Annotated in this window: 23 protein-coding genes and 3 tRNA genes; 4 read left to right on the forward strand and 22 right to left on the reverse strand. The window is 35.7% G+C overall.

The window, feature by feature from the left end:
- Positions 1-8 precede the first annotated feature (8 nt).
- The 3 genes from IPK35_14855 to IPK35_14865 all read right to left on the reverse strand — a co-directional run bounded on the left by IPK35_14855 (position 9) and on the right by IPK35_14865 (position 3,474).
- On the reverse strand, positions 9-650 hold the full coding sequence (locus tag IPK35_14855) for an OmpH family outer membrane protein (protein MBK8054501.1): 642 nt from the start codon (positions 648-650) through the stop codon (positions 9-11).
- Positions 651-1,238: 588 nt separating this feature from the next.
- Positions 1,239-2,018 (reverse strand): (Fe-S)-binding protein, encoded by a 780-nt coding sequence (locus IPK35_14860; GenBank protein ID MBK8054502.1) that lies wholly within the window; start codon positions 2,016-2,018, stop codon positions 1,239-1,241.
- Between the two features lie 91 nt (positions 2,019-2,109).
- On the reverse strand, positions 2,110-3,474 hold the full coding sequence (locus tag IPK35_14865) for a 4Fe-4S dicluster domain-containing protein (GenBank protein ID MBK8054503.1): 1,365 nt from the start codon (positions 3,472-3,474) through the stop codon (positions 2,110-2,112).
- Between the two features lie 80 nt (positions 3,475-3,554).
- Here IPK35_14865 and IPK35_14870 point away from each other — a divergent pair, with 80 nt between their 5' ends.
- Positions 3,555-4,049 (forward strand): phosphoribosyltransferase, encoded by a 495-nt coding sequence (locus IPK35_14870; GenBank protein MBK8054504.1) that lies wholly within the window; start codon positions 3,555-3,557, stop codon positions 4,047-4,049.
- Positions 4,050-4,158: 109 nt separating this feature from the next.
- The gene (locus IPK35_14875) at positions 4,159-4,605 is read left to right on the forward strand and encodes a hypothetical protein (protein MBK8054505.1); all 447 of its coding nucleotides are present in this window, start codon (positions 4,159-4,161) and stop codon (positions 4,603-4,605) included.
- Between the two features lie 500 nt (positions 4,606-5,105).
- Here IPK35_14875 and IPK35_14880 read toward each other — a convergent pair whose 3' ends face one another.
- The 8 genes from IPK35_14880 to IPK35_14915 form a co-directional block, all read right to left on the reverse strand.
- Positions 5,106-5,768, reverse strand: a complete 663-nt coding sequence (locus IPK35_14880; protein MBK8054506.1) for an SGNH/GDSL hydrolase family protein — start codon at positions 5,766-5,768, stop codon at positions 5,106-5,108.
- Positions 5,769-5,925: 157 nt separating this feature from the next.
- Entirely contained in the window at positions 5,926-7,542 is a 1,617-nt protein-coding gene (locus tag IPK35_14885) for a sodium/solute symporter (protein ID MBK8054507.1), read from the reverse strand.
- A gap of 21 nt (positions 7,543-7,563) precedes the next feature.
- Positions 7,564-8,256 (reverse strand): class I SAM-dependent methyltransferase, encoded by a 693-nt coding sequence (locus tag IPK35_14890; protein MBK8054508.1) that lies wholly within the window; start codon positions 8,254-8,256, stop codon positions 7,564-7,566.
- 25 nt (positions 8,257-8,281) lie between these two features.
- Positions 8,282-9,670 carry a D-alanyl-D-alanine carboxypeptidase/D-alanyl-D-alanine-endopeptidase gene (gene dacB / locus IPK35_14895; protein MBK8054509.1) on the reverse strand — a complete coding sequence of 463 codons (1,389 nt, stop codon included), beginning with the start codon at positions 9,668-9,670 and terminating at the stop codon, positions 8,282-8,284.
- Positions 9,671-9,885: 215 nt separating this feature from the next.
- Positions 9,886-10,092 carry a hypothetical protein gene (locus IPK35_14900; protein ID MBK8054510.1) on the reverse strand — a complete coding sequence of 69 codons (207 nt, stop codon included), beginning with the start codon at positions 10,090-10,092 and terminating at the stop codon, positions 9,886-9,888.
- Entirely contained in the window at positions 10,089-11,507 is a 1,419-nt protein-coding gene (locus IPK35_14905) for a glycoside hydrolase family 92 protein (GenBank protein ID MBK8054511.1), read from the reverse strand. The genes IPK35_14900 and IPK35_14905 overlap by 4 nt, the downstream gene beginning before the upstream one ends.
- A gap of 17 nt (positions 11,508-11,524) precedes the next feature.
- Complete coding sequence (locus tag IPK35_14910) at positions 11,525-12,826, reverse strand: GH92 family glycosyl hydrolase (GenBank protein ID MBK8054512.1); 1,302 nt, start codon at positions 12,824-12,826, stop codon at positions 11,525-11,527.
- A 921-nt stretch (positions 12,827-13,747) separates the two neighbouring features.
- Positions 13,748-14,014 (reverse strand): hypothetical protein, encoded by a 267-nt coding sequence (locus IPK35_14915; GenBank protein ID MBK8054513.1) that lies wholly within the window; start codon positions 14,012-14,014, stop codon positions 13,748-13,750.
- Between the two features lie 288 nt (positions 14,015-14,302).
- Between IPK35_14915 and IPK35_14920 the strand changes: the two genes are divergently transcribed.
- Entirely contained in the window at positions 14,303-14,896 is a 594-nt protein-coding gene (locus IPK35_14920) for a hypothetical protein (GenBank protein MBK8054514.1), read from the forward strand.
- A gap of 81 nt (positions 14,897-14,977) precedes the next feature.
- On the opposite strand, the gene IPK35_14925 is transcribed toward IPK35_14920, so the two are convergent.
- Positions 14,978-16,222, reverse strand: a complete 1,245-nt coding sequence (locus IPK35_14925) for a DUF1501 domain-containing protein (GenBank protein ID MBK8054515.1) — start codon at positions 16,220-16,222, stop codon at positions 14,978-14,980.
- 1 nt (position 16,223) lies between these two features.
- Positions 16,224-18,026, reverse strand: a complete 1,803-nt coding sequence (locus IPK35_14930) for a DUF1800 domain-containing protein (protein MBK8054516.1) — start codon at positions 18,024-18,026, stop codon at positions 16,224-16,226.
- 341 nt (positions 18,027-18,367) lie between these two features.
- Here IPK35_14930 and IPK35_14935 point away from each other — a divergent pair, with 341 nt between their 5' ends.
- The gene (locus IPK35_14935) at positions 18,368-18,892 is read left to right on the forward strand and encodes a GNAT family N-acetyltransferase (GenBank protein MBK8054517.1); all 525 of its coding nucleotides are present in this window, start codon (positions 18,368-18,370) and stop codon (positions 18,890-18,892) included.
- A gap of 268 nt (positions 18,893-19,160) precedes the next feature.
- Here IPK35_14935 and IPK35_14940 read toward each other — a convergent pair whose 3' ends face one another.
- The 9 genes from IPK35_14940 to IPK35_14980 all read right to left on the reverse strand — a co-directional run bounded on the left by IPK35_14940 (position 19,161) and on the right by IPK35_14980 (position 24,428).
- The gene (locus IPK35_14940) at positions 19,161-19,412 is read right to left on the reverse strand and encodes a GIY-YIG nuclease family protein (GenBank protein MBK8054518.1); all 252 of its coding nucleotides are present in this window, start codon (positions 19,410-19,412) and stop codon (positions 19,161-19,163) included.
- A 50-nt stretch (positions 19,413-19,462) separates the two neighbouring features.
- Positions 19,463-19,537: transfer RNA gene (locus IPK35_14945), tRNA-Pro, on the reverse strand.
- 48 nt (positions 19,538-19,585) lie between these two features.
- Positions 19,586-19,672, reverse strand: a tRNA-Ser gene (locus IPK35_14950).
- 126 nt (positions 19,673-19,798) lie between these two features.
- A tRNA-Val gene (locus tag IPK35_14955) sits at positions 19,799-19,876 on the reverse strand.
- Positions 19,877-19,936: 60 nt separating this feature from the next.
- Positions 19,937-20,434, reverse strand: a complete 498-nt coding sequence (locus IPK35_14960; protein MBK8054519.1) for a thioredoxin family protein — start codon at positions 20,432-20,434, stop codon at positions 19,937-19,939.
- Between the two features lie 168 nt (positions 20,435-20,602).
- Positions 20,603-22,009 carry a chromosomal replication initiator protein DnaA gene (gene dnaA / locus IPK35_14965; GenBank protein MBK8054520.1) on the reverse strand — a complete coding sequence of 469 codons (1,407 nt, stop codon included), beginning with the start codon at positions 22,007-22,009 and terminating at the stop codon, positions 20,603-20,605.
- 306 nt (positions 22,010-22,315) lie between these two features.
- On the reverse strand, positions 22,316-23,245 hold the full coding sequence (locus IPK35_14970; GenBank protein MBK8054521.1) for a metallophosphatase: 930 nt from the start codon (positions 23,243-23,245) through the stop codon (positions 22,316-22,318).
- Complete coding sequence (locus tag IPK35_14975; protein MBK8054522.1) at positions 23,242-23,985, reverse strand: 5'-nucleotidase C-terminal domain-containing protein; 744 nt, start codon at positions 23,983-23,985, stop codon at positions 23,242-23,244. The genes IPK35_14970 and IPK35_14975 overlap by 4 nt, the downstream gene beginning before the upstream one ends.
- Before the next feature lie 23 nt (positions 23,986-24,008).
- Entirely contained in the window at positions 24,009-24,428 is a 420-nt protein-coding gene (locus IPK35_14980; GenBank protein ID MBK8054523.1) for a hypothetical protein, read from the reverse strand.
- Between the last annotated feature and the right edge of the window lie 239 nt (positions 24,429-24,667).

The raw sequence follows: 24,667 nt of genomic DNA on the forward strand, positions 1-24,667 counted from the left end.
TGCATCAGCTATTTTTTCTCCTGCTTAGTTTTGGAGGATGTGTACTCTTCGTTGAGTCTTTTGACGGTATCATCAGTGATATCAAGGGTGTTGCGGCCATACATAACACTACCTGATGACCCCTTCATCAAGACTAAATCATACCCTTTTTCATCAGCAACTTTTGCAAGAAAGTCATCAATTTTGCTTTGCAGGTCTTTTTGGGTTTCCTGTAGTTTTTTATCCAGATCTAATGCTGCATTGTCCCTTTGTTTTAAAAGCGATTCTTCCTCTCTCATAAGGTCTTGTTGCTGACGAGCATATCGTTCTTCCATTTTTTTCAATTCTACAGGGGCAATAGTATTTGCCTTTTGCTGAATTTCAGCGATTTCCTGTTGAAACTGCCCAGCTCTTCTTCTGAAGGCTTCGAGTTTTCCGGCAAGTGATTTTTCTGCCACCTTTGACTCAGCCTCAAGCTCCGATTTTTTATCAATGTATAAATTATACTTTGTAAGAAGTGTATCTATATTTACGTATACTATTTTAGGATTTGAAGTTGAAGGAGTACTATTTTTATCTGATTCCTGAGATGCTTGTTTGTTGCTATCGCATGAAATTAAAAGCGTCAAAGACATGCTAAGCATGACAAAATTCATTGTTTTAAAATTCATTTGTTTTATTTATAAAGATGAATAAAGGGCACAAAATTAGTTATTTTTCTCACAAATCAATATGTATCAATGGTATTTTAATACAATGTCGTTTAGATAAAGTATTTTTACTTGTTTTTACCCATCCTAAATCCTTCCCTTAGAAGGGAAGGACTTCATAATATAGCCTTATCTAAACGGTTTTGTATTTTAATTCTACTTTGTCGAATTATACGGACTTTCCGTTTAATTGGAAAACTGTTGGGTTAACCCAACAGTTGTGACCCTAATTTACCCATTTATCTTTAAATATCAAAAATTATTAGGTTTCCGGTTGATTACATTGAAATGAAAGTGTAAATGACTTAGATTTTTGAAGGTGACAAAGTAGAATCAATAACTTCATTTTTAATGTCGTTTAGATAAAGTATTTTTACTTGTTTTTACCCATCCTAAATCCTTCCCTTAGAAGCTTAAAATGGAGGGAGTTAGATTCGTTCTTTGATTTTTGGCATTGTCGCTTTTTAGGAGAGATAAATTTCATCAAATGTCAAAAAAAGAAGCAACAAACTCAATTTTTATGGCTTTGTCAGAGTAATGATACGATTATTAGTTTTTGACATCTTGGAGGATCAACTCAGATATGTCCATCACCATGATAAGATCTTCTTTATCTTTGGCCTTCATACCATCAGCGAGCATAGTGATGCAGAATGGGCAGTTGCCAACCACGATTTCCGGATTCATGCTGATCGCTTCTTCTGCTCTTTCCACATTGATCTTCTTGTTGCCGGGTTCATCTTCTTTGAACATCTGAGCACCGCCGGCTCCGCAACAAAGGCCGTTGGTTTTGCTTCTTTTCATTTCTGCCAAATCAACATCCAATGCAGACAAAATCGATCGCGGAGCATCATATTCGCCATTGACCCGACCCAAATAACAAGAATCATGGTAAGTAATCTTTTTACCCTTAAAACTACCTCTTTCCACTTTTAGTTTTCCTTCGGTTATCAATTGATTAAGCAGTTGTGTGTGATGTACTACTTCATAGTTTCCCCCTAGTTCGGGATATTCATTTTTAAGAGTATTCAAACAATGGGGGCAGGCAGTCACGATCTTTTTGACTGCATACATGTTGAGGGTGTTGATATTTTGTAAAGCCAGCATCTGAAAAATAAACTCATTACCTGCTCTCCGTGCCGCATCACCGGTGCACATTTCTTCATTTCCCAGTATAGCAAAAGACATCCCTGCTTTTTCGAGCAGCTGGCACATGGTTTTAGTAACCCGTTGCGCTCTGGCATCAAAACTCCCTGCACAACCAACCCAAAACAGAATATCTACATTAATTCCTTCCGTTGTAACTTCGGACATTGTTTTTACCATCATGGCTCGGACATTTTATTATTTTTTTTTAAAAAAAATGGAATCTTCACTATTTTCAAATAAAATTAATGCCATTAATAAATGACTATAATAATTATGTTAACTCATGCCTCCACGCTTCTCTTTCAGCAGGTATCTGCCACACGCAACCACCATTTTCCATAGCATTAAAAAGTTGTACCCATTCGTGAGGGCCTGCGGATTCGGATAATATTTCATAGCGTCTTAAATTCAAAATAGGCTCTAATGGATTGATCAGTACCGGACAAACTTCCACACATGCATTGCATGAAGTACAAGCATGAATTTCCTCTCTTGAGATATAATCAAATAGAGATTTTCCATCATCGTAATTTTGAGCATCTAAAGTAACTGGGACTGAATTTTCTTTATTTTTGGCATATTTCATATCACCGGAAGCCATATTTCTACCGACTTCTTCGGTCCGGTCACGGATGTCCATCATGATTTTTCGTGGTGACAACTTTTTACCGGTAATATTGGCCGGACACACGGCTGTACACCTTCCGCATTCTGTGCATGTGTAGGCATTCATGATATTTTGCCATGAAAGGTCAAAAACATCTTTGGCACCAAAGTCCGGAATTTCAGAATATGCTTCACTATTGGTTGTGGCTTCCATACCCAGCATAGATTTTACTTCATTCATGATCTCCGGCATATTTTGCATCTTACCTCTTGAATTCAAATTACTGATGTATACGTTGGGGAATGCAAGAAATATATGAAGGTGCTTGGAATATGGTAAATAAACTATAAAACCCAGTACTACCATAAGATGAAGCCACCACCCCGCTCTTTCGACCATCTGAAGAAGTACTGTATCCAGTGATCCAAATAAAAATGGTCCCAACCATGAACTTATGGCCAGATTTCCTGTAGATGGATAGTGTATACTGTCCCTCATTTGCAAGACAGAGTCAGCACCATTCATTGTAAAAATACCTGATACCAATAGCAATTCGCCGATAAGTATGAGATTGGCATCCAATTTCGGCCAGCCATTTAATTCAGATTTGACCAAACGAGGAACTTTGAGCAAATTACGTCTATATAAAAATACTACGGTGGCTATCAATGCAAGAAACGATAAAACCTCAATACAACTGATGATAAAAGTATACAATCCCCCCAGAATGGGTGCAAAAAACCTGTGAACTCCGAAAACTCCGTCGATCATAATTTCAAATAATTCTATCTGAGTAAACAAAAAGGCTACGTAAATAAATAAATGAAATATCGCAGGTATCCAGTTTTTAAACATTTTTTTTTGGCCAAAAGCCACTAATAATACATTGGACCATCTGTCAGATGCCCTTCCCGACAATGGAGCAGATTTGCCCAATAAAATATTCTGATATATTCTTTTGTATCCTTTGAAAGCAAGATATCCCGCTGAGCCTGCGAGTACAATAAAAAGTAGTTGTTGCATATTCATTCAAAAGTATTAATAAAGCCGCAAGTTACAAATTAATTCTTTTTCACTACATTTGCCATCTTAAATAATTCTATATTATTATGGTAGTTCTGGACCAGTATCGTATAAAACACAAAATAGCACGTCTTTCTTATGAAATTCTTGAAAATAATGAAAATGAAGAAATGATCGTAATGGCAGGGATTAATAATAATGGTTACAGATTTGCCGAATTGATATGTGCTTCTCTAACAACTATCACATCCAAAAAAATCATATTAACAAGGATTAAGATCAACCCAGCCAAACCATTATCTACTCCTGTTGAAATCGATCCATTGATACCTGAAGAAGTAAATAAAACCGTAATTATTGTAGATGACGTAGCCAATTCGGGGAGAACTATCTTTTATGCTTTTAAGGTGTTTTTGGACCATCTTTTGGCAAAAATTGAAGTTGCTGTGCTCGTAGACAGAAAACACAAACTATTTCCCGTTAAGGTGGATTATGTTGGGCTTTCATTAGCAACTACTGTTCATGAAAACATTAAAGCCAATCTGTGCGATGAAGAAAACATGACTGTAGTTTTGTCCTGAGTTGAAAATTTTAACGTAATATAAACAACTTTCAGGAAACAAAATCAACTTAAAAATCGTATTAGAAATCGTATTAGAAACATACTCTTAGTTTAATATTTTCTTAGTAATGAAAAAAGGTAGTTTTTTTGTTTTATTTTTATTGTTATTTTCTCTTTCTGTCCGTGGTGCACATGCAGGTAAAGATACTGTTACTTGGGCCATACTCAACAATGTGGAATATAAGGAGTCGCCTCATGACACTTATGGCACTGTATACCTTCCAACATTTCCAAAAGAAATAAAAAAACTTCATGGCAAAACTGTGATCATCAAAGGATATCTTGTTCCTGTTGACAAAACCACATGGGCGTTGAGTAAAAACACTTATGCAGCTTGTTTTTTTTGTGGGAAAGCAGGTCCTGAAACTGTATTGGGCTTGGTCTGGAAAGGGGAACCGGGAAAACTCAAAATGGATGCTAATGCGACATTGACCGGAAAGTTTGTTCTCAACGGCACCAATGTAGATGACTGGATGTATAGTTTAGTAGATGTAGAAATCCTAACCATAAAGTAATTTGGGTGTAGTCCATTTTTTCAATAAATCGCTGTAAAATTCATTTTTCCGTCCTTTGGTTGTTGTAAAACAAAAGGAATTTTTATTCCTCTAAATTTACCCATCCTAAATGTGTCCACAAGCCGACGTTTGTGGTTCCTTCATTATTGAGTGAATCCGTTCACTCAATTTGCTATGCAACCATTCAGTCATCCTTAAAATGGAAGGACTTTTGGTCTATTATGTAATGGCACCTTGTATAAAAAATGTTTAAGCCTGTTTAAACAATGGCTTTTTTACTGTACTTAATTTAATTTTACCCACCCTTACCCTCCCTTGAAATGAAGGGAACAAATTCACACTTTGAATATGAGAAGTATTGCGTAAATAAATAAAACCTAAAAATAATTTGACCCTAATTCTAATCTATCTGATTATTTATTTTTTCACGTTTTTTATGGTACTTACTTAATTTAACTTATTATCTAACCAGAGCACTGATCTCAACATTTTGTCCGCTCTTATCTAAACAATTGAACAATTTTTTCTGCCCATCTTTTATATTCTTTTCCTGAAGGATGTAATTTATCTTTGGCCAGTAAGCTGATATCACCGGAAGCTTCTCTGGTTCCTTCCGTGATACTGATAAATACTACTCCGGCTTCTTTAGTGATTTTCTCCTTGACAGCATTATACCGATCTATTTCAGTTGCAATTTTACTTCGATCTTTTCCTTCTGCAAAAGGCGTCACACCCCAATCCGGAATGCTTAGCACTAGAACTCTTTCCTTTTTACCGCCGGCAAACTTTACAGCACTATCGAGCAGCTTTTTGTATTGAATTCCATACTCATCAACATTCCGACCTCTGTATTGATTATTGACACCTATCAATAATGTTACCAAATCATATTTTTTCAGAAGTTGATAATTTTCGATGCCATTGATCAATTCGTCGGTAGTCCATCCAGTTTTGGCCACTATTTCAGGGGCATTGATTTTTATACCTTTTTGGCGCAATAGCTTTACAGCTTGGTATGGAAAATTATCAAAAACAGGCACACCTTCTCCAATGGTATACGAATCACCCAATGCCAGAAAAGTGAGGTTCTTTTGTCCTGAGAGTGAATAATTCAGGAATATCCCGGCAATAGCACCGACGATAATGATTTTTAATAAATTCATAAACCCGATATTTTTGGGTGTATCCCATTTTTGCACTAAAATTGTCTAAACTGCCCGCTACCTTCATTCCTAAACGTAACTTGGCAGGCTCTAAAGAGCTTGGCAAGCTACGTTTGAGAAAAGCCACCCAATCCAACTACGTATTAACCGTCTATCTCTACCAGAATACAATATAGATAGATGCCACTGCCAGAATAACAATTAATGAAATTATATTAAACCTAGTACTTGTTTTGAATAAGTCAGTATCAAAATATATGGCTTTAGGGTCATTATTTTTATTTTCATACAATGATATAGCCACCATGATCGCAGAAATCAACAGAAAACATAAGCCCATTCTGTCCATAAATGGAATAGCAGGAGTCAAATATTTAAATGCAAATGAAAGTGGAATGGCAATGATCACACCTGCAAAAGCTGCATTGGTCGATGTTTTTTTCCAAAATAATCCCAAAATAAAGATGGCTAAGACTCCTGGACTGATAAACCCGGTAAATTCCTGTATAAACTGGAAAGCTTGTTGCAAATTGCCTAATGATGGGGCGATGATCACTCCGATGATGAGGAAAATCAATCCTGAAATTTTACCAACATTTACCAAATGGTGCTCTTCTTTCACTGTGAGCTGACTGCTATTATTTTCAAGAGGGGTAAGGATTTGTTTTCTTTCTACATCTCTTTTCATGAATAAAGGGCGATATATATCCAAGGTAAAAATTGTACTCGCAGAATTAACAATAGCCGCAACAGAAGACCCGATTGCCGCTATTAATGCAGCGATAGCAATACCTTTAAATCCCCAACCAACATAATTGGTAATAACCCAGGGATATGCTTCATCCGGTTTTGAGATATCTGCACTAAGCACATATGCAGCAATACCTGGTATAACTACTATCATTGGTAAAATGACTTTTACCAATGCAGCAGCTGCAGTACCAGTCTGAGATTCATCCAGACTCTTGCTGGCCAAGGCTTTCTGGATGATATACTGATTGGTGCCCCAATAGTACAGATTGGCAATCCACATGCCTCCTATGAGTACACTGATACCTGGCAAATTCATATACTCCGGATTGGATTTATCAAGTATCATATCAAATTTTTCAGGTGCTTTTTCGATCAAAGCCGCCATCCCGGAAAAAACCCCACCTCCTGCTGCTTGTAAAACCATATATGTCGCTACAAGACCACCCAATATTAAAGCAAGAACCTGTATAACATCAGTCAGTGCTACTGCTCTGAGACCTCCGGTGACAGCATAAGTACCTGAATAAATTGCCAGGCCTATGATAGCATATAGAAGCGGAATGCCCATTATAGATTGCAACGCCAATGATCCAAGATACAATACTGAAGTAATATTGACAAATACAAATAACAATACCCAAAAGAAGGCCAACCCTGTTCTTACTCTTCCATCAAATCTTTTTTCAAGGAATTGTGGCATGGTATATATTTCTTTCTTGATAAATATGGGCAGGAAATATTTTGCAACTATGATCAACGTTATTGCAGCCATTAATTCATAGGAGGCGATAGCCAATCCTACTACGTAACCTGACCCTGACATACCTATAAACTGCTCCGCAGAAATATTGGCGGCTATGAGTGAACCTCCTACAGCCCACCATGGTAATGAGTTGGATGCCAGAAAATAATCTGAAGATGTTTCCTTTTTGCTCGTCACCGAAATATAAATACCGAATGCCAGCAAGCCTACTATCCAAGCGATAATGATGCTAATGTCTAATGTTGAGAGATTGGTCATAACTATTAAAATAAATGGTAATTAAACTTTTTGAACTTTTAAAATGTATTGGTAATCCAGAGATGTATCATCAGTTTTTATAATTTTATATCCTGCATCTATAAACATATCTTCGAGCTTATCGAGATAAACCCTTTCTGTTTTCGGAGGAGCGTTGATGGGTAATCTCTTCATTTTATAATCAATCACCATGATGATCCCATCCATTTTAAGCCCTTTTTTTAAAGTCATAAGATACTTTGGAATATCTTCAATATAAGCTATTGTATTGATAATCAAAATTATGTCTGCCTCTTCCGCATGCAAATTAGGGTTGTCAGCTGAGGCCAATCTGGTTTCGATTCTTTTTCTTTTGTCTTCGGGTAATTTTACTTTTGATGAATCTATATATAGCAATAGTTCCGGTTCGATTTCTACAGCAATGACCTTTTTAGCCTTGTATGCCAATTTCAAAGAAAAATATCCTGTTCCTGCTCCAATATCAGCTATAGTTTTATCTGAAATATCCCCCAGCCTGTCGATGACCATCCCGGGTTTCTGCCATATGGCCCGTCCTACATTTACACTATTTTCTTCGTTATCTGTATCATTGTCATCTATGGGCCTTGATTCACTGACTTCAGATGGCTTAAAATTAAAATTATTGTCTTTACAACCCAAAGAAAGGATTGCAAAAAAAACAATATATAGTTTTATTTTTGAAAGGTAAAACATCCTTTTTGTCAAAATTTGCCCCAAGTTAACAAAATTTGTAAATAGCCTCCAAAATTTTTTCTAATTCTCCCCTCCTCGGTTGTTTACCATGAGCATCATGAGTATTCAAAATGATAGAAAACGCTATAAATCTACCCGATTCAGTTTCACAATATCCTGTATAAGACAGTACATTATTCATTGAACCTGATTTTGCCCATATCTTCCCTTTTGCTTCAGAGTTGACCAGCAAGCGTTTTACCGTTCCACGTTCGCCGACCGAAGGGATGATTTCTTTTACAAGAGCTCTATCTTTACTCTTCAAAAATTGAACTAAAAATCTACTCAGAAGATCTGCACTCACCTGATTTTTTGTGGACAATCCACTTCCATCATCCAGCGTAAAAGAAGATTCATCAAAACCAAAAGAAAAAAGTTGCTTCTTTATAGCTGCAATACCCGCCGAATCAGATCCATCATGGAATTCCTTAAGACCAAGGGTGCGTAAAATACTCTCAGCATATAGATTTATGCTCGATTCATTAGTGTATTTCACCAGGGTTTTCAGATCAGGGGACCTATAGTTGCTGATCTCTTTCCGGGTATATTTGTATTGATCAGGTTGCAAAAGTGTAAATACTGTGTCACTTCCCATATTGTTTTTCTCCAGTTCTTTCTTCAGGCTGAAGGTAAAAAAGTGGGTGGGATCAGGCATAGAACCTCGGATTTTATACAAGGATTTTCCCTTAGGCAAAGTACCCGTGACCTTTTTTATATTGGTATAAGGGCCACCAAAGATGTACGCATTGTCACCTGTATATGCTTTACCGATTCTGACATCATTTTCAAAAGCCAGGTCAGGAATGTGGGGTTCATAATATGCAATTTTGGTTAAAGCACCGACAGGGCCGTCACATTCATACCATAAATTATAGGAGTTTTCATGAATATTCAATGCCCATGCCCCTGCTGCGTAATAATTGCCCAAATCAGACCAATGCCACGAAGGAGAAACGGGTTGGCATGCAAAAGATGAAGCATCTGCGATAATTTTACCTTCTATACATAAAATGCCGGCTTTTTTAATATCCTGAACTATATTTGATAACAATAATGATGTGGACAATACTCCAGGTATTCTCTCAGAGCCCAGTGATGGATCGCCGGAACCTTCGATATATACATTCCCTTCCAATATTCCATTGTCATGCAAGATGCCATCATAGGAAACCCTAGTTTCATACTGAAAATCATTACCCAGAATATCTAATGATGACAGGGTTGTAATTAATTTTAGCGAAGATGCCGGTATCATCATCATATCCTTGTAGACATCAGCAAGAATTTCACCTGATTCAGCATCCCTGACAGATATCCCCAACTTAACATCCTTATATATTGAATGATTTACTATTGAATCTATCTTAAATTGCAAATTATTTTGCGCAAGTCCATACAGGCTCGTAATCAAATAACATAAAAGTAAGCAAGTCCTCATTTTTCCTTTAACGATAATCGATTCCTCTAAATTTACCCACGCCAACCCTCCCTTAAAATGGAGGGAGTGCACTCGTTCTTTGATTTTTATTACCTTCATCATTATTGTCAGAAATTTTTCCACCTGTTTATTCAATCGGTTTTTTATGGTACTTATTTTATAATTATTTCATCAGCAAATAACCATGCAGGTGCTCCAAGTCCCTTATGCCCGGGAGGACAATGCCCAATATTATGCCCTATTACTTTGACAAACCTGGTGCTTACCTTTGTTTCAGGTAATTCAAACATTTGCAGCATAATCCCGTCTTTATAAGGAGAAATATTATTAACCACTTCTCCTATTTTGGTATAACTCACACCATCGTCTGAAGCAAAAAACTCAGTTTTGGTAGGATAAAAAACCCATGCATTGTTGTCCTGTATAAAACCGGCACCAAATACAGAAACTTCCTTTTTGACCTGAGATCTATGATGGCTTCAAGATTGTTTTTTTCAAAACCTAACCATCCATTGATCCTAAAATCGGCTGCACATCGTATACCATCAATGAGATTTGAAGCTCCGCCTGAAGAATACTGATTTTGTGGTAAATATTTTAAGGAAATATCTTTGTTATCAGGCATTTTTACAAACTCTGATGTAATCACATTGCTTTTCAATCCATCGGCCAAAGCATAAAAATCAACAGAGCAGGTAACATTGATTTCAAAAGGTGCGGTGTACTGAACATATTCGCCATCAGTTTTTCCATCTCCTATTCTATAAAAAATTTTTGCATTTGGTTGGGCAATAAGTTCGATGACCTTTGTCCCTCTAAATGATTTGGATGCTTCTTTGACAGAAGGAGAAGGTATTATCAAATGATCAGCTATAGTGCTCACAGGTTCATTTCCAGGGCCATTGCCCCAGTTTTTGTTAGGTGTGGAAGCTAAATAAAAAGTCAGATTCCCACCATTCATTATCTGTTGATGTTTGATGTAAGACTTATCATATCGTCTTCCATTCAACATTGCAGAACTGATATAATAATTTTGATCTGAAATATTTTTAGCATTGATGATGAATTTTTTCCCATTCTCAAGATTGATTGTGACCTTCTCAAACCATGGGGTTCCTATAATGTAGTCGTCAGTCCCTGGTGTCACAGGATAGAATCCCATAGCACTCATAATCAGCCATGCAGACATCTGCCCGCAATCTTCATTTCCCGACAGACCATCAGGCTTTGTCGTGTACATTTCTTGCATGATCTGATGTACTCTTTGTTGAGTTTTCCAAGATTGGCCCACAAAAGGATACAAATAAGCCATATGATGACTGGGTTCATTTCCGTGAGCATACTGCCCTATCAGGCCAGTGATGTCACTTTGATGGCGACCTGAAATGGCAGAATTTACTGAAAACAATTCATCCAGTTTTTTTGCCACATTCTGTTTTCCTCCATGTAGTTGTATAAACCCTGTGATGTCCTGAACTGCCGAAAAACTGTACTGCCATGAATTGGCTTCAGTATAATTGAAGTTCACTTCAAATGGATCAAACGGATTAAACCAGCCACCATTTGATCTGGCACGCATAAAACCGGTAGAAAAATCAAATAGATTTTTATAATTCTGCCCTCTCTTTAAAAAATATTCATAGTCTTTCTCCTTACCCAACGATTTGGCAAACATCGCAATCGCCCAGTCATCATAAGCATATTCCAGAGTTTTGGAAGCACTCTCCACTTCATCTTCAAGTGACACAAACCCTTTTTTATCAAGTGCTGCCAATCCTGTATGATCTGGTCTTATGGCACTTTTTTCATGGCTTCCAATGCCTTTTGTGGATCAAATCCCTTGATTCCCTTTACATATCCATCCACCATCGGGGGTATGGCATGATACCCAATCATACAATTGGTTTCATTTCCGTGAAGTTCCCATACCGGCAAAAGGCCACCATGTTCATATTGTACTAAAAAAGTTTGCATATAATCGAGGTATCTTTTCCTGTCAATAATGGACATCAAAGGAAACCAGGCCCGATAAACATCCCACAATGAGAAGATAGTATAATTATCAAATCCTTTGGCCTGATGAATTCCCAGGTCTCTGCCTCTGTATTTCCCATCAACATCCATAAAAATATTAGGATTGATCATGGCATGATATAGTGCAGTATAAAATATGACCTTTTTGTCTTCAGAGCCTCCATCCACCTGAATTCGGGACAGTTCTTTATGCCATGCCTTATCCGCATCCATTTTCACCCTTTCAAAATCCCAATGCGGTAACTCAGTTTTTAAATTTAGTGATGCACCTTCAAAACTTACGGCAGAAATGCCCACTTTTACCAAAATTTTTTCGTCATCAGAAGTTAAAAAATGAAATACTGCTTTGATGTTTTTTTCATTTTCCTTTTGAGTAACATCGGATACTTCCTGATCATTTACTGCTATTTTATAGCTGGAAAATGGTTTCGAAAATTCAGCAACAAAATATATATACTGATCTTGTGCCCATGAACTTGACCTTCTCAATCCTTGTATTCTGGTATTACTTACTACTTTAATACTTGATTCAAGTACTTCATCTCTGTGTTGGAGGTCAAATAGTATCTTTGCTTTGTCACTTTTTGGAAAAGTGTATCTATGTAATCCTACCCTCTTTGTGGCAGTCAATTCCGCTTTGATGTTATAGTCCTCCAGCATAACAGAATAAAATCCCGGACTGGATTTTTCACTTGTATGTGAAAATGAAGAACCATATCCGGGTTTTGACTTGAACCCATTATTCCATACTGGTTCGCCGCTGCCGGGCATCACCAGAATATCACAAAGATCCGGTACACCTGTTCCATTCAGGTGCGTGTGCGAAAAACCGTATATATAGTTATCGTCATAATGGTATCCTCCGCATCCATCCCATCCTTCAATTCTGGTATCAGGACTCAGTTGAACCATGCCATAAGGAACAGTTGCTCCGGGGTAAGTATGCCCATGACCACCAGTGCCTATAAAGGTATTTACATATTGTGCAGGCTTTTTCTGACTAAAGCTTTTCCCAAAATTTAACAAAATGAATACAATCAATGCGGATCTAAATATCATATGCTTTGTGGTTTGAAGGGTAAAAATAGACATTTGATTCAAAACAACCAGATAAATTTTAAGAGAATGGGTATCAAAGAGTACTTTGTATTTTTTTACGTGTTTGTCCCCGATTAAAAAGTTTTATAGTAATCCCAAAATGAAGCATAGAAGCCATAACCTTCATGGTTTAATAAAGAAAACAACCTTTCTTTGGGTTCGTCCCATTTTTGCGCTGAAATTGTTTAAACTGCCCGCTACACTCATTCCCTATAAAGGACGTCCCACCCTTAAACTCCTAACTTTTAGGATACTTCACTAAATCAAGAAATTAAAAATCAATGTCGTTTAGATAAAGTATTTTTACTTGTTTTTACCTATCCTAAATCCTTCCCTTAGAAGCTTCCTTTTGCACATAAGTATGAAAGTTCCGGCATGATAAATATTTGAAAATTTTTATGAGAAAAGTGCCACTTTTTAATTGTATTTACCCATCCCCGACCCTTCCCTAAAAATGGAAGGGTTACTCGCAACGCTTGGCATTTGAACGTAATTCATGAAAAATAGTATTTATTTTATAAAGAAGGGTTCAGAATCAAACTCCACCTAAGATATGTGCAAACGGTAGCCCTTTGAAGGGAAGGACTTCATAATATAGCCTTAACTAAACGACATTGTATTTTAATAACTTCATTTTCCAAAATGATTATTTATATGAAAAACACTATGACCAAGTTTTACTTCCACTAAAAAATATTTACATTTTATTTGATAGATTGGTTTCCTGCTATTATAAAACCCTCCTGACTTTTCAAAATCAGGTATTGTTAACTTGATGTTCATTCATACCAAACAGAAAATTGATTGCGAAAATTTACAATCATAATTATTTAATTTACAATATATTATGATTCAAATTTTTTACAGAATATTTTCTGTTCACTACATATTTTCTGATGTTGATTTTAACTCGTTTAATGCAAGAGGCCACAACCTCATAAACATGTCATAATAGTCGTCAGTTACATCCATCTCGATTTCAAATATAGTATAATTTTCTTCTGTTCGTGTCAAAGTATAATTTTCATATGATGGAGCCCAACTTTTAATTTCTTCGCTTTCAGTATCATCTACTCCATTGTATATATAGCCAAGATGCCTGATTGAAATAAACCTGGGAAAATCAGACTCTGCTATTTCCGAAACCATACCATCAAGTTTGCCATCTTTATTATAAGCAAGAAATCTGATTTTGTCACCTTTATTCTAGCCACCTTCAAAATGGGATGTAGATGTAAATACTTTAGTCCATGAATTGTAATGTTCGCGGGATACAACAGCTCTCCAGACTGTCTCAGGCGCAGCATTGATATCCATACTTTGTTTTATCTTTTTCATCAGAACACTTTGATTAAATTTTAAAATATTGAACAAATGTAATTAAATTAATCTTATCTTTGTAATAGAACATATATAGCTAATTCAATAGAATTGATCATGAAGGATTCAATATTTATATTTTTTATATTATTATTTGTCCTATTTTCATGTCGCAAACAATCAGAAGAAGTTGTAGCTGATGTCTGCTTTACCGGAAGTGGGAATTCTATTCTAAAATGTATTCCAACAGATTCAATTTATCTGGAAGGGAAAATTAATGGTAAATCCTGGAAAGCCAAAAAGTTCAGATCAGATGTTGGAACAGGTTATAAAAATTATTTTTTTGTTGGTTTCGATGCAGTATTGCCTTATGATAGTTGCAAGTCGTATGCCTATCTTAGTCTAGGATCAGATGTTTGGGGTAATTTAGGATTTAAAAATGTCTATGATACAATTTTTTTTAGAAATTCAGGACATTATAGTATTCCACACCCTGGTTTTGGGATTGTAGATACAAATGGACTTATAAGCCATAGGTTAATTTTTGAAGATACTCTTTCAAAGTCAAACTATATAACCCTTAGTGGGGTAAATCAAGACTCATCCATTCTTGAAGGAAGTTTTGCTTTGGAGTATATGCATATCAATGGCAGCTTTAAATCAGAATTTAAATACATCAGTGGAAAATTCAGATTAAATAAATGCAGGTGACTAAAAGCCCATGATTATCCTGTGAAAATATGATTTTGTTGGTTGGAAATGGCGTCAATCAGGCTAAAGCGATTATTTTACTTATGTTATAAAGGAAAGATTGCCTCCATGCCAGTCAGGGAATAAAATGTCTGGTATAGATACTTTCATATGTTTTTCAGCAACTTCATTGAACACTGATCTGAAGTCTATGGTCACCGGAAGGTCTCTGCCATCTTCAAGATTTTCAGCAGATAAATCTGACATCTTATGATAAACCTTTCCCCCTGCAATGTTTTTTCCAATCACAAAACTACAGGAAGCCCTTCCATGATCTGTTCCATTGGTACCGTTTTGTTTTACCGTGCGTCCAAACTCCGTCATCGTCATGATCACCACATCATCTTGATAAGTACCTAAATCATTCCACAAAGCCATCACAGATTTGCTGAGATCATTGGCATTTCTGGCAAAAATACCTGAATCAGTCCCCTGATTAAAATGTGTATCCCAACCGTTGCTTTCTGCAAATGCTACTTCCAGGCCTACATCAGATTTGATCAGGTGAGCTATCTGCTTCAAGGAGGTTCCCAACGGCGAAACCGGATATTTTGAGCCTGAAGAAGGTGAATAGTTTTTAAAATTGAGCTTTTCCACCATTTTTATAGCTTCAAAGGACTCTTTGGACGTTTGTTTTTGAAGTTCATCGGTCGTAAGGTCATATAACTCTTCAAAACTCTCTGCTGATTGTTTCAAACTGATTTTCCCCGCGCCTCCTTTTAGTTTGAAATCATTAAAATCCCGAACAGCAAGACATGGAAAGTCGCCATAAAACGATTTAGGCAGGCTAGATGTTAAACTTACTCCACTAAAGGTGTTATGGCTTAATTTTTTTTGATTGAGGAGTCTATTGAGCCAACCATCGCGAGTGCCCTTGTGAAATGGTGTTCCATTTTCCATATAATCCTGGGCATCAAAATGGCTGCGGGTCTTATTTGGCGAGCCCATTCCGTGTATGACAGCCAGATTTTTTGACCGAAATACTGATTCAAAATCTCTGAATCCCGGATGCAACCCAAATGTATTGTCCAGATCTATTAAGGGTTTTCCATTTCCGGCTTCCATAAAAATGCCGGGACGAGCATTTTTTAAGTGTATGTCATTAAAAGGAGTCACAGCCATCAGACCATCCATAGCACCACGTTGGAAGATACATATCAGTATCTTATTTTTTGATATTCTTTTTTGATCAAGGACGGCCGCTCTTACAAAATCCGGTATACCCGCAATACCTAAACCCAAAATGGCTACACCACCTTTTTTTAAAAATAATCTTCTGTTTTCCATTTTATTTTCTTTGAAATTCCGGTGACCCAATAAGCATTCCCAACACATGTGTAATTTTTGAATTCTCAGTAATTTCAGCCATATTTTTATGACTTACTTCATCCATTCCTTCATCAGATTTTTCCTGATCAGTACCGGCAGCCTTGTTTACTTTTTCAGAAAAAGACGGATCACTGACCAATGGTGTCAATCTTTCTACGGTAGATTGTATATTTCTTTCCGGCAACAATCGTTTTCCAATCTTAAATATGGCATCCTCAACTGATTCCGGTTCCTGATTTTGGAGTAATTTTTCAGGATCATATGAAATTCCTCTTATCTTACCATTTGCCAGATCCAATCCAAAGTTCATTCGGTTGAGCAATGATCCGGTATTGATCCAGTATTTGCCCTGATCGGGAAAACCGGTGGGTGCTTGATAATTATAGAGTTTTTGCCCCATCTTTGTTATCCAATTTGATATGGGTGCCGGGTTATGAATTTCAACTTGTAAAATTCTCATCGCACTGATTGTATACTCAAAAGGTGATTTTATTTTTTGGTGTATTGCATTTTTATTCCAGAAAGACTCGTGATACACCAATTTCGACAGAACTTCTCTTATATTTCCACCTGAATGTATAAAGACTTCAGAAAGATGTTTAATCAATGTTTCATCCGGCCGATCATTTGTAAATCTTGTAGCTAATTTTTGACATATAAACCGTGCAGTAGAAGGGTGTTTTGCCAAATTATCAAGTAATTGTAGTCCCTCATCATAACCTCCCTGATCATAAGATACTCCCAACACTATTTTTTGTCCTTTTTCATGCCTGTTGGGTACAAAAAGGAAATCTCCATGATGTACAAAACCTTGAGATACAAGCCTGTCCTCTCCTATTCTGTCTAAAAACTTAACCAATTTATTATTTGCTTCATCACCCATAGGATAAATGGTCCATCCAGTGAGAATCTTGGCAGCATTCCTGACATCATCCTGAGTGTATCCACCATCAACACCTAAAGTGTGCAGTTCCATGATTTCACGAGCATAGTTTTCATTCAATCCACTGGATTTTTTATTCATTTTTCTCTTGGCAAAACCATCTTCATTTTCTGCCATACTTAAAAAATTGTCCAGATATGTCAGCATGGCAGGTGACTGCGCGGTACTAATTAGCATATCCTTAAAATACCCAACTACATGAGGTCTTATAGCATCTCTTTCATAGGAAAGCACAAATCGTGATGTCTGATTTTTGCCCATAAAAACATTAAAATGATTGAACCAAAAATCAGTAAGGATTTCATGTATTTGATTTTGGCTATACACTGCCCTTACAATCTTCTGATGGATGGTTTGATTTTCAAGTTCTTTTGCGCTACTTACCCCATGCTTTAGTTTAAGCTCCCGGTAAATCTCTCGCAATTTTTCTTTATTTTCATCCGTTACATCTTCCTTTGAAACCAGTCCTTCATCTATCGCCCTTTTTCTCAATTGAGCCCCTAACGAATATGTATTGACAAGTTCCTTATTTGACATTTTTAATCCAGGGAAAGAACTTAGTCTTTTGTCCAAATCAGGATCTGCTATATTACCATCCAATTGTGTAAAAAACCAATTTTCAAGCCCCATTTTAATAGCAGCATCTATATCCTTATCACGCACCCCAAAAGTAAACTTGCTTAAAAGATGTTCTGCAGCCTGCCGTTCAGTCAATCCTGAAGCTGCATATGGAAACTTTTTAACAACTTGTTTCTGTGCAAAACATCCATAGTTGAAGAAAATGAACACAAAGATCAAAGGATTCAGTAAGTATCTCATTTTAAATTTTTTAGGCTGTGTTATTTTTAATATATGATTAATAGTAATAATTCTGATATTTAGATACAAATAGAGGAGATTTCCTCCATACTTCATGAAACCTGTCTAAGAAAATAAGTTTTTAGCATGTGGTTTCGGCTCCACTCCGTTGCGCTCAACCACCGTCTTCGAATTGAAACAGGTAACTGAGCGCACTTACCTACATTTTTCTTATCATATATATATTTTAACAGAGCCATTTTTTATATCAATATTGAACTTTATCCAATTGGACATATCTTATGGTAGAAAGTTTAACCCGCAATAAATTTTATTAACTTTGTACAGAAAAATGGATAATAATGCTGGTATTTCCAATACTCATAAAAAAAAGGCTCAAATTCCGACAATTAACGGTAGACGATTTTGAAGCATTGGTAGATTTGGCCAATAATAGAAATATAAGTCAACAAATAGTCAATATCCCATATCCTTTTCAAGAATTCAACGCTGTGCATAGATTGAGCTATGTAGTTGAAGGTTTTAAAACTAGGCAAAGGTTTGTCTTTGCTATTGTTTGCCGAGACAATGACAAATTCATTGGTGAAATAAGCATAAATATCAGAAATAATACTGATGAGGCAGAAATAGGATATTGGATAGGTGAACCCTATTGGAATAATGGATATGGGTCAGAAGCCATCTCCGGAATTTCAAAATTCGCATTTGAAATCCTGAAACTAAAAACATTGTTCGCCACTGTAAACAAAGATAATTTACCATCCATCAAAGCATTGACCAATAATGACTTCAAACATATAAAAACAAGTGGTATGACCGATGTTTATATAAGGTATCTCGGTCTGTCATCTGGAAAAAAGATATAGAGTTTCCCACATATAGACAAAATCTTATTATATATTTTTTAAACAGACCAACGTAAAGGCAATGTATTAACGCCGAAACCACTTGGAACAACAGTAGGATTCGAATTATTCAAAACATTTCAAATAACCTAAATTAAAAAAGGGAGTCAAATTGACTCCCTTTAAATGTCGGGGCGGCAGGATTCGAACCTGCGACCCTCCCGCCTAACGGGATGCGCTAACCGGATTAATCCAAAAATATTTTTTATCAAAATAACAATCCTTTGACTTAGTTGATAATTAATCCTTCATCTTTTAAATATTTCTTGATATTTCGTTTCTTGATGTACAATTCTTTTTTTATTGCTTCGCTTTTTTCTTGATAGTTTTCAAAATGCACAACCTTCCAGTCTTTTGCTTTTGAAGTAAATCCCCCATGTTCACAAAGATGACGACTCAATCTTTCATCTAATGGCATAGATGTATAGCCTACGTAATATTTAGCAAGAGTAGCAGAATACAGTATATAAACTATGAACATTTGAAATGACTTTAATTAAAAAGGGAGCCAAAATTGACTCCCTTTAAATGTCGGGGCGGCAGGATTCGAACCTGCGGCCCTCTGCTCCCAAAGCAGATACGCTAACCGGACTGCGCTACGCCCCGTATTTATCCTTTAAACAATAATATTTTTGATTATTGCATACTCGAAAGCGGTGGAGGGGGGATTCGAACCCCCGGTACCGTTTCCAGTACGACAGTTTAGCAAACTGTTGGTTTAAGCCACTCACCCACCCCACCTGATATATCCTAAACTGCTTTAAGAGCTATCAAAACTTACTTTTCTTCAAAAGCGATGCAAAGATAAGACTATGTGATTTAAAACAAAATAAATTCAGATATATTTCTTTAAATCTATCTTTAGTTTGGTGAGACATACTGGACTCGAACCAGTGACCCCTACCCTGTCAAGGTAGTGCTCTAAACCAACTGAGCTAATATCTCAATAATAAAATATAAATCAGAACCGAAACTACTAAACCAATCGTCTATCCTAAGGCTTTCTTATAAAGTTTGTAATTCAGCCATTAGTTCTTCAGGTTTTTTATACCCCGGAGAAATTGTTATAGGTTCTAATTTTTCATTAAGGTATACCAATGTAGGATAAGACAATCTGCCTTGTAATAATTCTATTCCAAGACCGTTTATGCCATTTCTGCCCATTGGTTCCCAATTATATGCTTTTCCTTTGTAGCTGACGGGCTCCTTTTGCTCCGCATTAAATTTCACTACATGGAAGTTTTTATTCAAATATTCAATAAGTGCAGGATCAGTAAAAGTCTTTTTATCCATCACTTTGCACCACCCACACCAATCCGTATATACATCGACCAAAAATTTTTTATTATTTCCACCTGTAGTTCCAATCTCACTTGCTTGTTCAACAGTAAGCCAGTTGAGTTTTCCTTCGAGTGTCGCATCTGACTGTGAAGTGGTTTCACCTTTGTTTTTACAACCAACTGCTGCGAAAGAAATTAAAACTATAAAATGTATAAATTTCATTTTAAAAATTTCAGGCCGCAAAGATATAATATATTTGCAAAACTAACTATGCGAATGAATAATTTTTTAATATTCAAAATTCAATTTAGGATGAAATGGATATGAGTTTACCCTTATAGATGGATGAATAGTATACCACTTCAACCACTATTATATAAATTTCAACAATTATACGCTCACCAGATTTGTCTTAACTTTTTTAACCAATTGGTATACTTTATCTTTGAATAAAGTGTCTGTGTCCATCAAATCCTGTATCGTTTTTAATGAATGTATCACTGTACTATGATCCCTCCCACCAAATGAATCTCCAATTACTTTTAGTGAGTTATTGGTATAGTTTTTTGCCAGATACATAGATAGTTGTCTTGCCATTACCACTTCCCTTAACCTAGTCTTTGAACCTAATTTGTCAACAGATATATCAAAATGTTTTGCTACCAGAATTTTAATATTCTCAACAGAAATCTCCTGATCTACATGTGAAACAAACTGTCTGATAACTTCTTTAACTAATTTTATGTCAATAGATCTTCGGTTTAGAGATGATTGTGCCAACAAAGATATAACCACTCCTTCTATTTCCCTGATATTGTTTTTGATATGAGTACAGATATACTCTTTAATTTCATCTGAAAGTACCAGATTTTCATTTTCTATCTTCTTATTGAGAATCTTTATTCTGGTTTCAAAGTCTGGTGTTCTTAGATCTGCCACCAAACCCCACTTAAATCTGGATATCAGGCGGGCTTCTACATCCTGCAAATCTTTGGGAGGTCTGTCAGAACTTAGTATTATTTGTTTTCCTGCCTGGTGCAATTGATTAAATATGTTAAAAAATATTTCCTGAGTTTTGGGCCTGTTTGCCAAAAACTGTATATCATCAATGATTAAGATATCTATCATTTGATAGAAATTCATAAAATCATTAACACTATTGGATTTTATAGCCTGAATGACTTGATTTGTAAATTTTTCAGTAGTCACATACATCACTTGTTTATCAGCGTGATCACTCAATATTTTGTTGCCTATAGCTTGGATAAGATGAGTTTTCCCTAATCCTACATCACCATAAACAATCAGGGGATTGAAAGCAGTACCACCTGGTTTTTTTGCTATAGCAACACCTGCAGATACAGGAAACCTGTTACATTCTCCTTGTACAAACTGATCAAAAGTATAGTTGGGGTTTAAATGTGCATCAATCCGGACTTTTTTAATACCAGGTATAACAAAAGGATTAGGAATGGAAGTACTAACCGTTTCTTCATCATTAATTTTTCTTGGCAGACTATTACCTACACCAATTTTTTTATGGTTATCTACCATGATTTGATACTCTAATCTGCCATTATGCCCAATTTCCTGCCTTATTGCCTTTTTTAACAAACTCACATAATGCTCTTCAAGCCATTCGTAGAAAAATTTATTTGGGACTTGGATAGTTAAGACTTCATTTTCAAACTTAACTGGTTTTATTGGCTCAAACCAAGTTTTATAGGGTTGATTATCAATGCTCTTTCTTACAATATTGAGACACTCTTTCCAGATTATTGTATGATCCTTTACCATTTATAATAAAAATAAAAACTATTTAAAAAAATATCACTCAGTTACCAGCAAATCGGTAAAACCTATATCAACAATCACCATCCAATCACACATAGAGGATCATTTTATTTTGGGAGATGCGCAAAAGTGAGCAATTTTTTCAATATAAAAAATTAGTTAGACCTATTTTTTCAAGTATTTTTTCATACACCCATTCTGTTCATAATCAATAAGATATATTACATTATATTAACTTCACTAATGTTTGTAAATCAGATTATTAAATCTTAAATATTACCATAATTGATATCTCATTGAAAAAATGTTTTATTGAGACTGACCGACAAAAAGGTTTTTACAAGTTACGCAAGTACCTTTTTTATTCTTTTCAAAAAAGACATCAATTCTACCCAATTGAATTCCTGCCCATCCGGCCTGATTCACTAATACCGGCATCCCTCTTTTGTTTTTGTATCTGTCAGGTTCTTTCATAAATGTATGCGTATGACCACCAATAATCAGATCAATATAAGAAGTATTTTGAGCCAACAGTATATCAGAAATCTTATTTTCCTGATATTTGTACCCCAGATGTGAAAGGCAGATGATATAATCACATTTTTTTTCCAATTTAAGGAATTCACCCCATTTTTCGGCACTTTCTACAGGATCATTATATACAACTCCTTTGCAAAGACTTGAAGGAACCAGTCCAAACAACTCAATGCCCAGACCAAATACCCCTATCTTAAGTCCATCCTTTTTAAATATTTTATAAGGTATTGTTTTCTGATCTAGAACTGTGTCTGAAAAGTTATAGTTTGAATTGATAAAAGGAAAACTGGCATGTGGGAGTTGTTTCACTAAACCATCCATACCTCCATCAAAATCATGATTTCCAATAGTGGCGGCATCATATTGCATTTCTGACATTAGCTTGATCTCGAGTTCACCACCAAAAAAATTAAAGTATGGTGTGCCCTGAAATATATCACCGGCATCAAGCAACAAAACATTATTGCTTTCCTTGCGGATCTGGTTGATAAGCGTAGATCTCTTTGCAACGCCTCCCAAGCCCTGATTCCTGCTACCATCCATCGGAAAAGGTTCGATGCGGCTATGAACATCATTTGTGTGTAATATGGTCAACTTTGATATATTAGGTTCATCAACAAATGCATTTAAAGGAAAATTGCCTAATGATAGAATAATACCCGAACCAATACTTGACTTTATAAAACTTCTTCTGTTGATCATAATTCTACTATTCTTTTTTCATTATTGGGTTTTATTGTCATTCCTTTTTTGTGATTTGCCTTGAGATTTTTCATAATTAAATCGCGGATGAACATTCCCGTATTGGTGATTTCTGCATCTTTAAACATATCCATATTGTCACCACCATTGGCAATGTAATCAGGTACAGCAACTGTATATGATTTTGTTAAATCAATAGGTTGGTCATTTATTTTAATATTTTTGGCTTTACCATAGGCAATTTCAAAATAAATCCCCTTGCTCACAGGCCAGCCACCTGATTCTGCCAATTTATCACACATCAACTGAATTTTATCACCTTTCATAACCACTATATAAATAATATTATCAAATGGCATCAACTCATATACTTTACCTACTGTCACATGTCCTTTTGCCAGAAAAGGTATTCTGATTCCCCCATAATTCTGAATGGCGAAATGGATTAGACCGTTGTAATAATTTTGTGTCTCGGCCAACAAAATATCTGTAAACCAATTGGTCAATGTGGAAGATGGTTTTCCCTTTACTAATTCTTCTTCATTGATACTGATGATTTCATTCATTGTCTTATCTAGCTGAATTTTATAGGGTTCAATTAAGGCAGCTGCCTCAACATCAACAGGGAAAGAAGCTTTTTCAATTCTGTATGTCCTGGTAGAAATATCAGCCAAATGAAATTGCCTGGAACAGGATATAAAAGTCAAAATGAAAACAACAAAAAAATATTTATTCTTCATGATAGGAAATTAAAATTTGATGATCATTTGGGTAGTAAAACATCAACTTCACTTTTTACAGCTTGCTTAGCATAATTAATCGGATCAATTTTCATTGATGTGGAACTCTTTTTTAAATCATTGAAAAAATCAGCCGGTGTATGACCTTCACTCCTCGAAATGATATCCTGTGTTTGATCTTTTGCAATTTTAACAATACTCCAAAGGTTTTCGCTGATATAGATTTGTTGAGTCACATTGTGCTCATACTCTTGCTGTACAGCTATAAGCATGGCGTTGCGCAATTCGGGTACTCCCATATCAGCATGGTAAAGTCTGTAATATAAATGATCCAGTGATATACGTTCACAAAACATTGCAATTCTTTCGTATGCCTGCAATTTGAGATATAGGGATTCTTTGTTACTTTCTCTGCGGTGTTTTTGTACTTCCAGTTGAAGCATGTGAGACAAATAAGTCTTCAAAAGAAAATAGACCGTAATAAATACAATTACAGAAGGCAGAGTGTATTTGAATATTTCTAAAAAGTCGGTTGACATTAATACAATTACAATTATATTTGAACTCCCAAAGATATTATTTTATTCTGAACTATTTGTTTTAAAAAAGTGTTTACTTCCAAATTTGAAATTTAAATTAGAATTAATTCCAACTGAATATTATTTTGTTTAAAACATAAAAA

It is taken from the genome of Saprospiraceae bacterium, from assembly GCA_016713025.1.
In the GTDB taxonomy this organism is placed as follows: Bacteria; Bacteroidota; Bacteroidia; order Chitinophagales; family Saprospiraceae; genus OLB9.

Coding starts and splice junctions, on each gene's coding strand:
- IPK35_14930 (MBK8054516.1), bottom strand. CDS start 18,026: ATGAGATACTTACTGAATCCTTTGATCTTTGTGTTCATTTTCTTCAAC.
- IPK35_14940 (MBK8054518.1), bottom strand. CDS start 19,412: ATGTTCATAGTTTATATACTGTATTCTGCTACTCTTGCTAAATATTAC.
- IPK35_14960 (MBK8054519.1), bottom strand. CDS start 20,434: ATGAAATTTATACATTTTATAGTTTTAATTTCTTTCGCAGCAGTTGGT.
- IPK35_14915 (MBK8054513.1), bottom strand. CDS start 14,014: ATGGTTTCGGAAATAGCAGAGTCTGATTTTCCCAGGTTTATTTCAATC.
- IPK35_14920 (MBK8054514.1), top strand. CDS start 14,303: ATGAAGGATTCAATATTTATATTTTTTATATTATTATTTGTCCTATTT.
- IPK35_14970 (MBK8054521.1), bottom strand. CDS start 23,245: ATGATCAACAGAAGAAGTTTTATAAAGTCAAGTATTGGTTCGGGTATT.
- IPK35_14880 (MBK8054506.1), bottom strand. CDS start 5,768: ATGAATTTATTAAAAATCATTATCGTCGGTGCTATTGCCGGGATATTC.
- IPK35_14890 (MBK8054508.1), bottom strand. CDS start 8,256: ATGTTTTACCTTTCAAAAATAAAACTATATATTGTTTTTTTTGCAATC.
- IPK35_14860 (MBK8054502.1), bottom strand. CDS start 2,018: ATGATGGTAAAAACAATGTCCGAAGTTACAACGGAAGGAATTAATGTA.
- IPK35_14885 (MBK8054507.1), bottom strand. CDS start 7,542: ATGACCAATCTCTCAACATTAGACATTAGCATCATTATCGCTTGGATA.
- IPK35_14855 (MBK8054501.1), bottom strand. CDS start 650: ATGAATTTTAAAACAATGAATTTTGTCATGCTTAGCATGTCTTTGACG.
- IPK35_14975 (MBK8054522.1), bottom strand. CDS start 23,985: ATGAAGAATAAATATTTTTTTGTTGTTTTCATTTTGACTTTTATATCC.
- IPK35_14870 (MBK8054504.1), top strand. CDS start 3,555: ATGGTAGTTCTGGACCAGTATCGTATAAAACACAAAATAGCACGTCTT.
- dnaA (MBK8054520.1), bottom strand. CDS start 22,009: ATGGTAAAGGATCATACAATAATCTGGAAAGAGTGTCTCAATATTGTA.
- IPK35_14910 (MBK8054512.1), bottom strand. CDS start 12,826: ATGATATTTAGATCCGCATTGATTGTATTCATTTTGTTAAATTTTGGG.
- IPK35_14980 (MBK8054523.1), bottom strand. CDS start 24,428: ATGCTTCAACTGGAAGTACAAAAACACCGCAGAGAAAGTAACAAAGAA.
- IPK35_14875 (MBK8054505.1), top strand. CDS start 4,159: ATGAAAAAAGGTAGTTTTTTTGTTTTATTTTTATTGTTATTTTCTCTT.
- IPK35_14865 (MBK8054503.1), bottom strand. CDS start 3,474: ATGAATATGCAACAACTACTTTTTATTGTACTCGCAGGCTCAGCGGGA.
- IPK35_14935 (MBK8054517.1), top strand. CDS start 18,368: ATGCTGGTATTTCCAATACTCATAAAAAAAAGGCTCAAATTCCGACAA.
- IPK35_14925 (MBK8054515.1), bottom strand. CDS start 16,222: ATGGAAAACAGAAGATTATTTTTAAAAAAAGGTGGTGTAGCCATTTTG.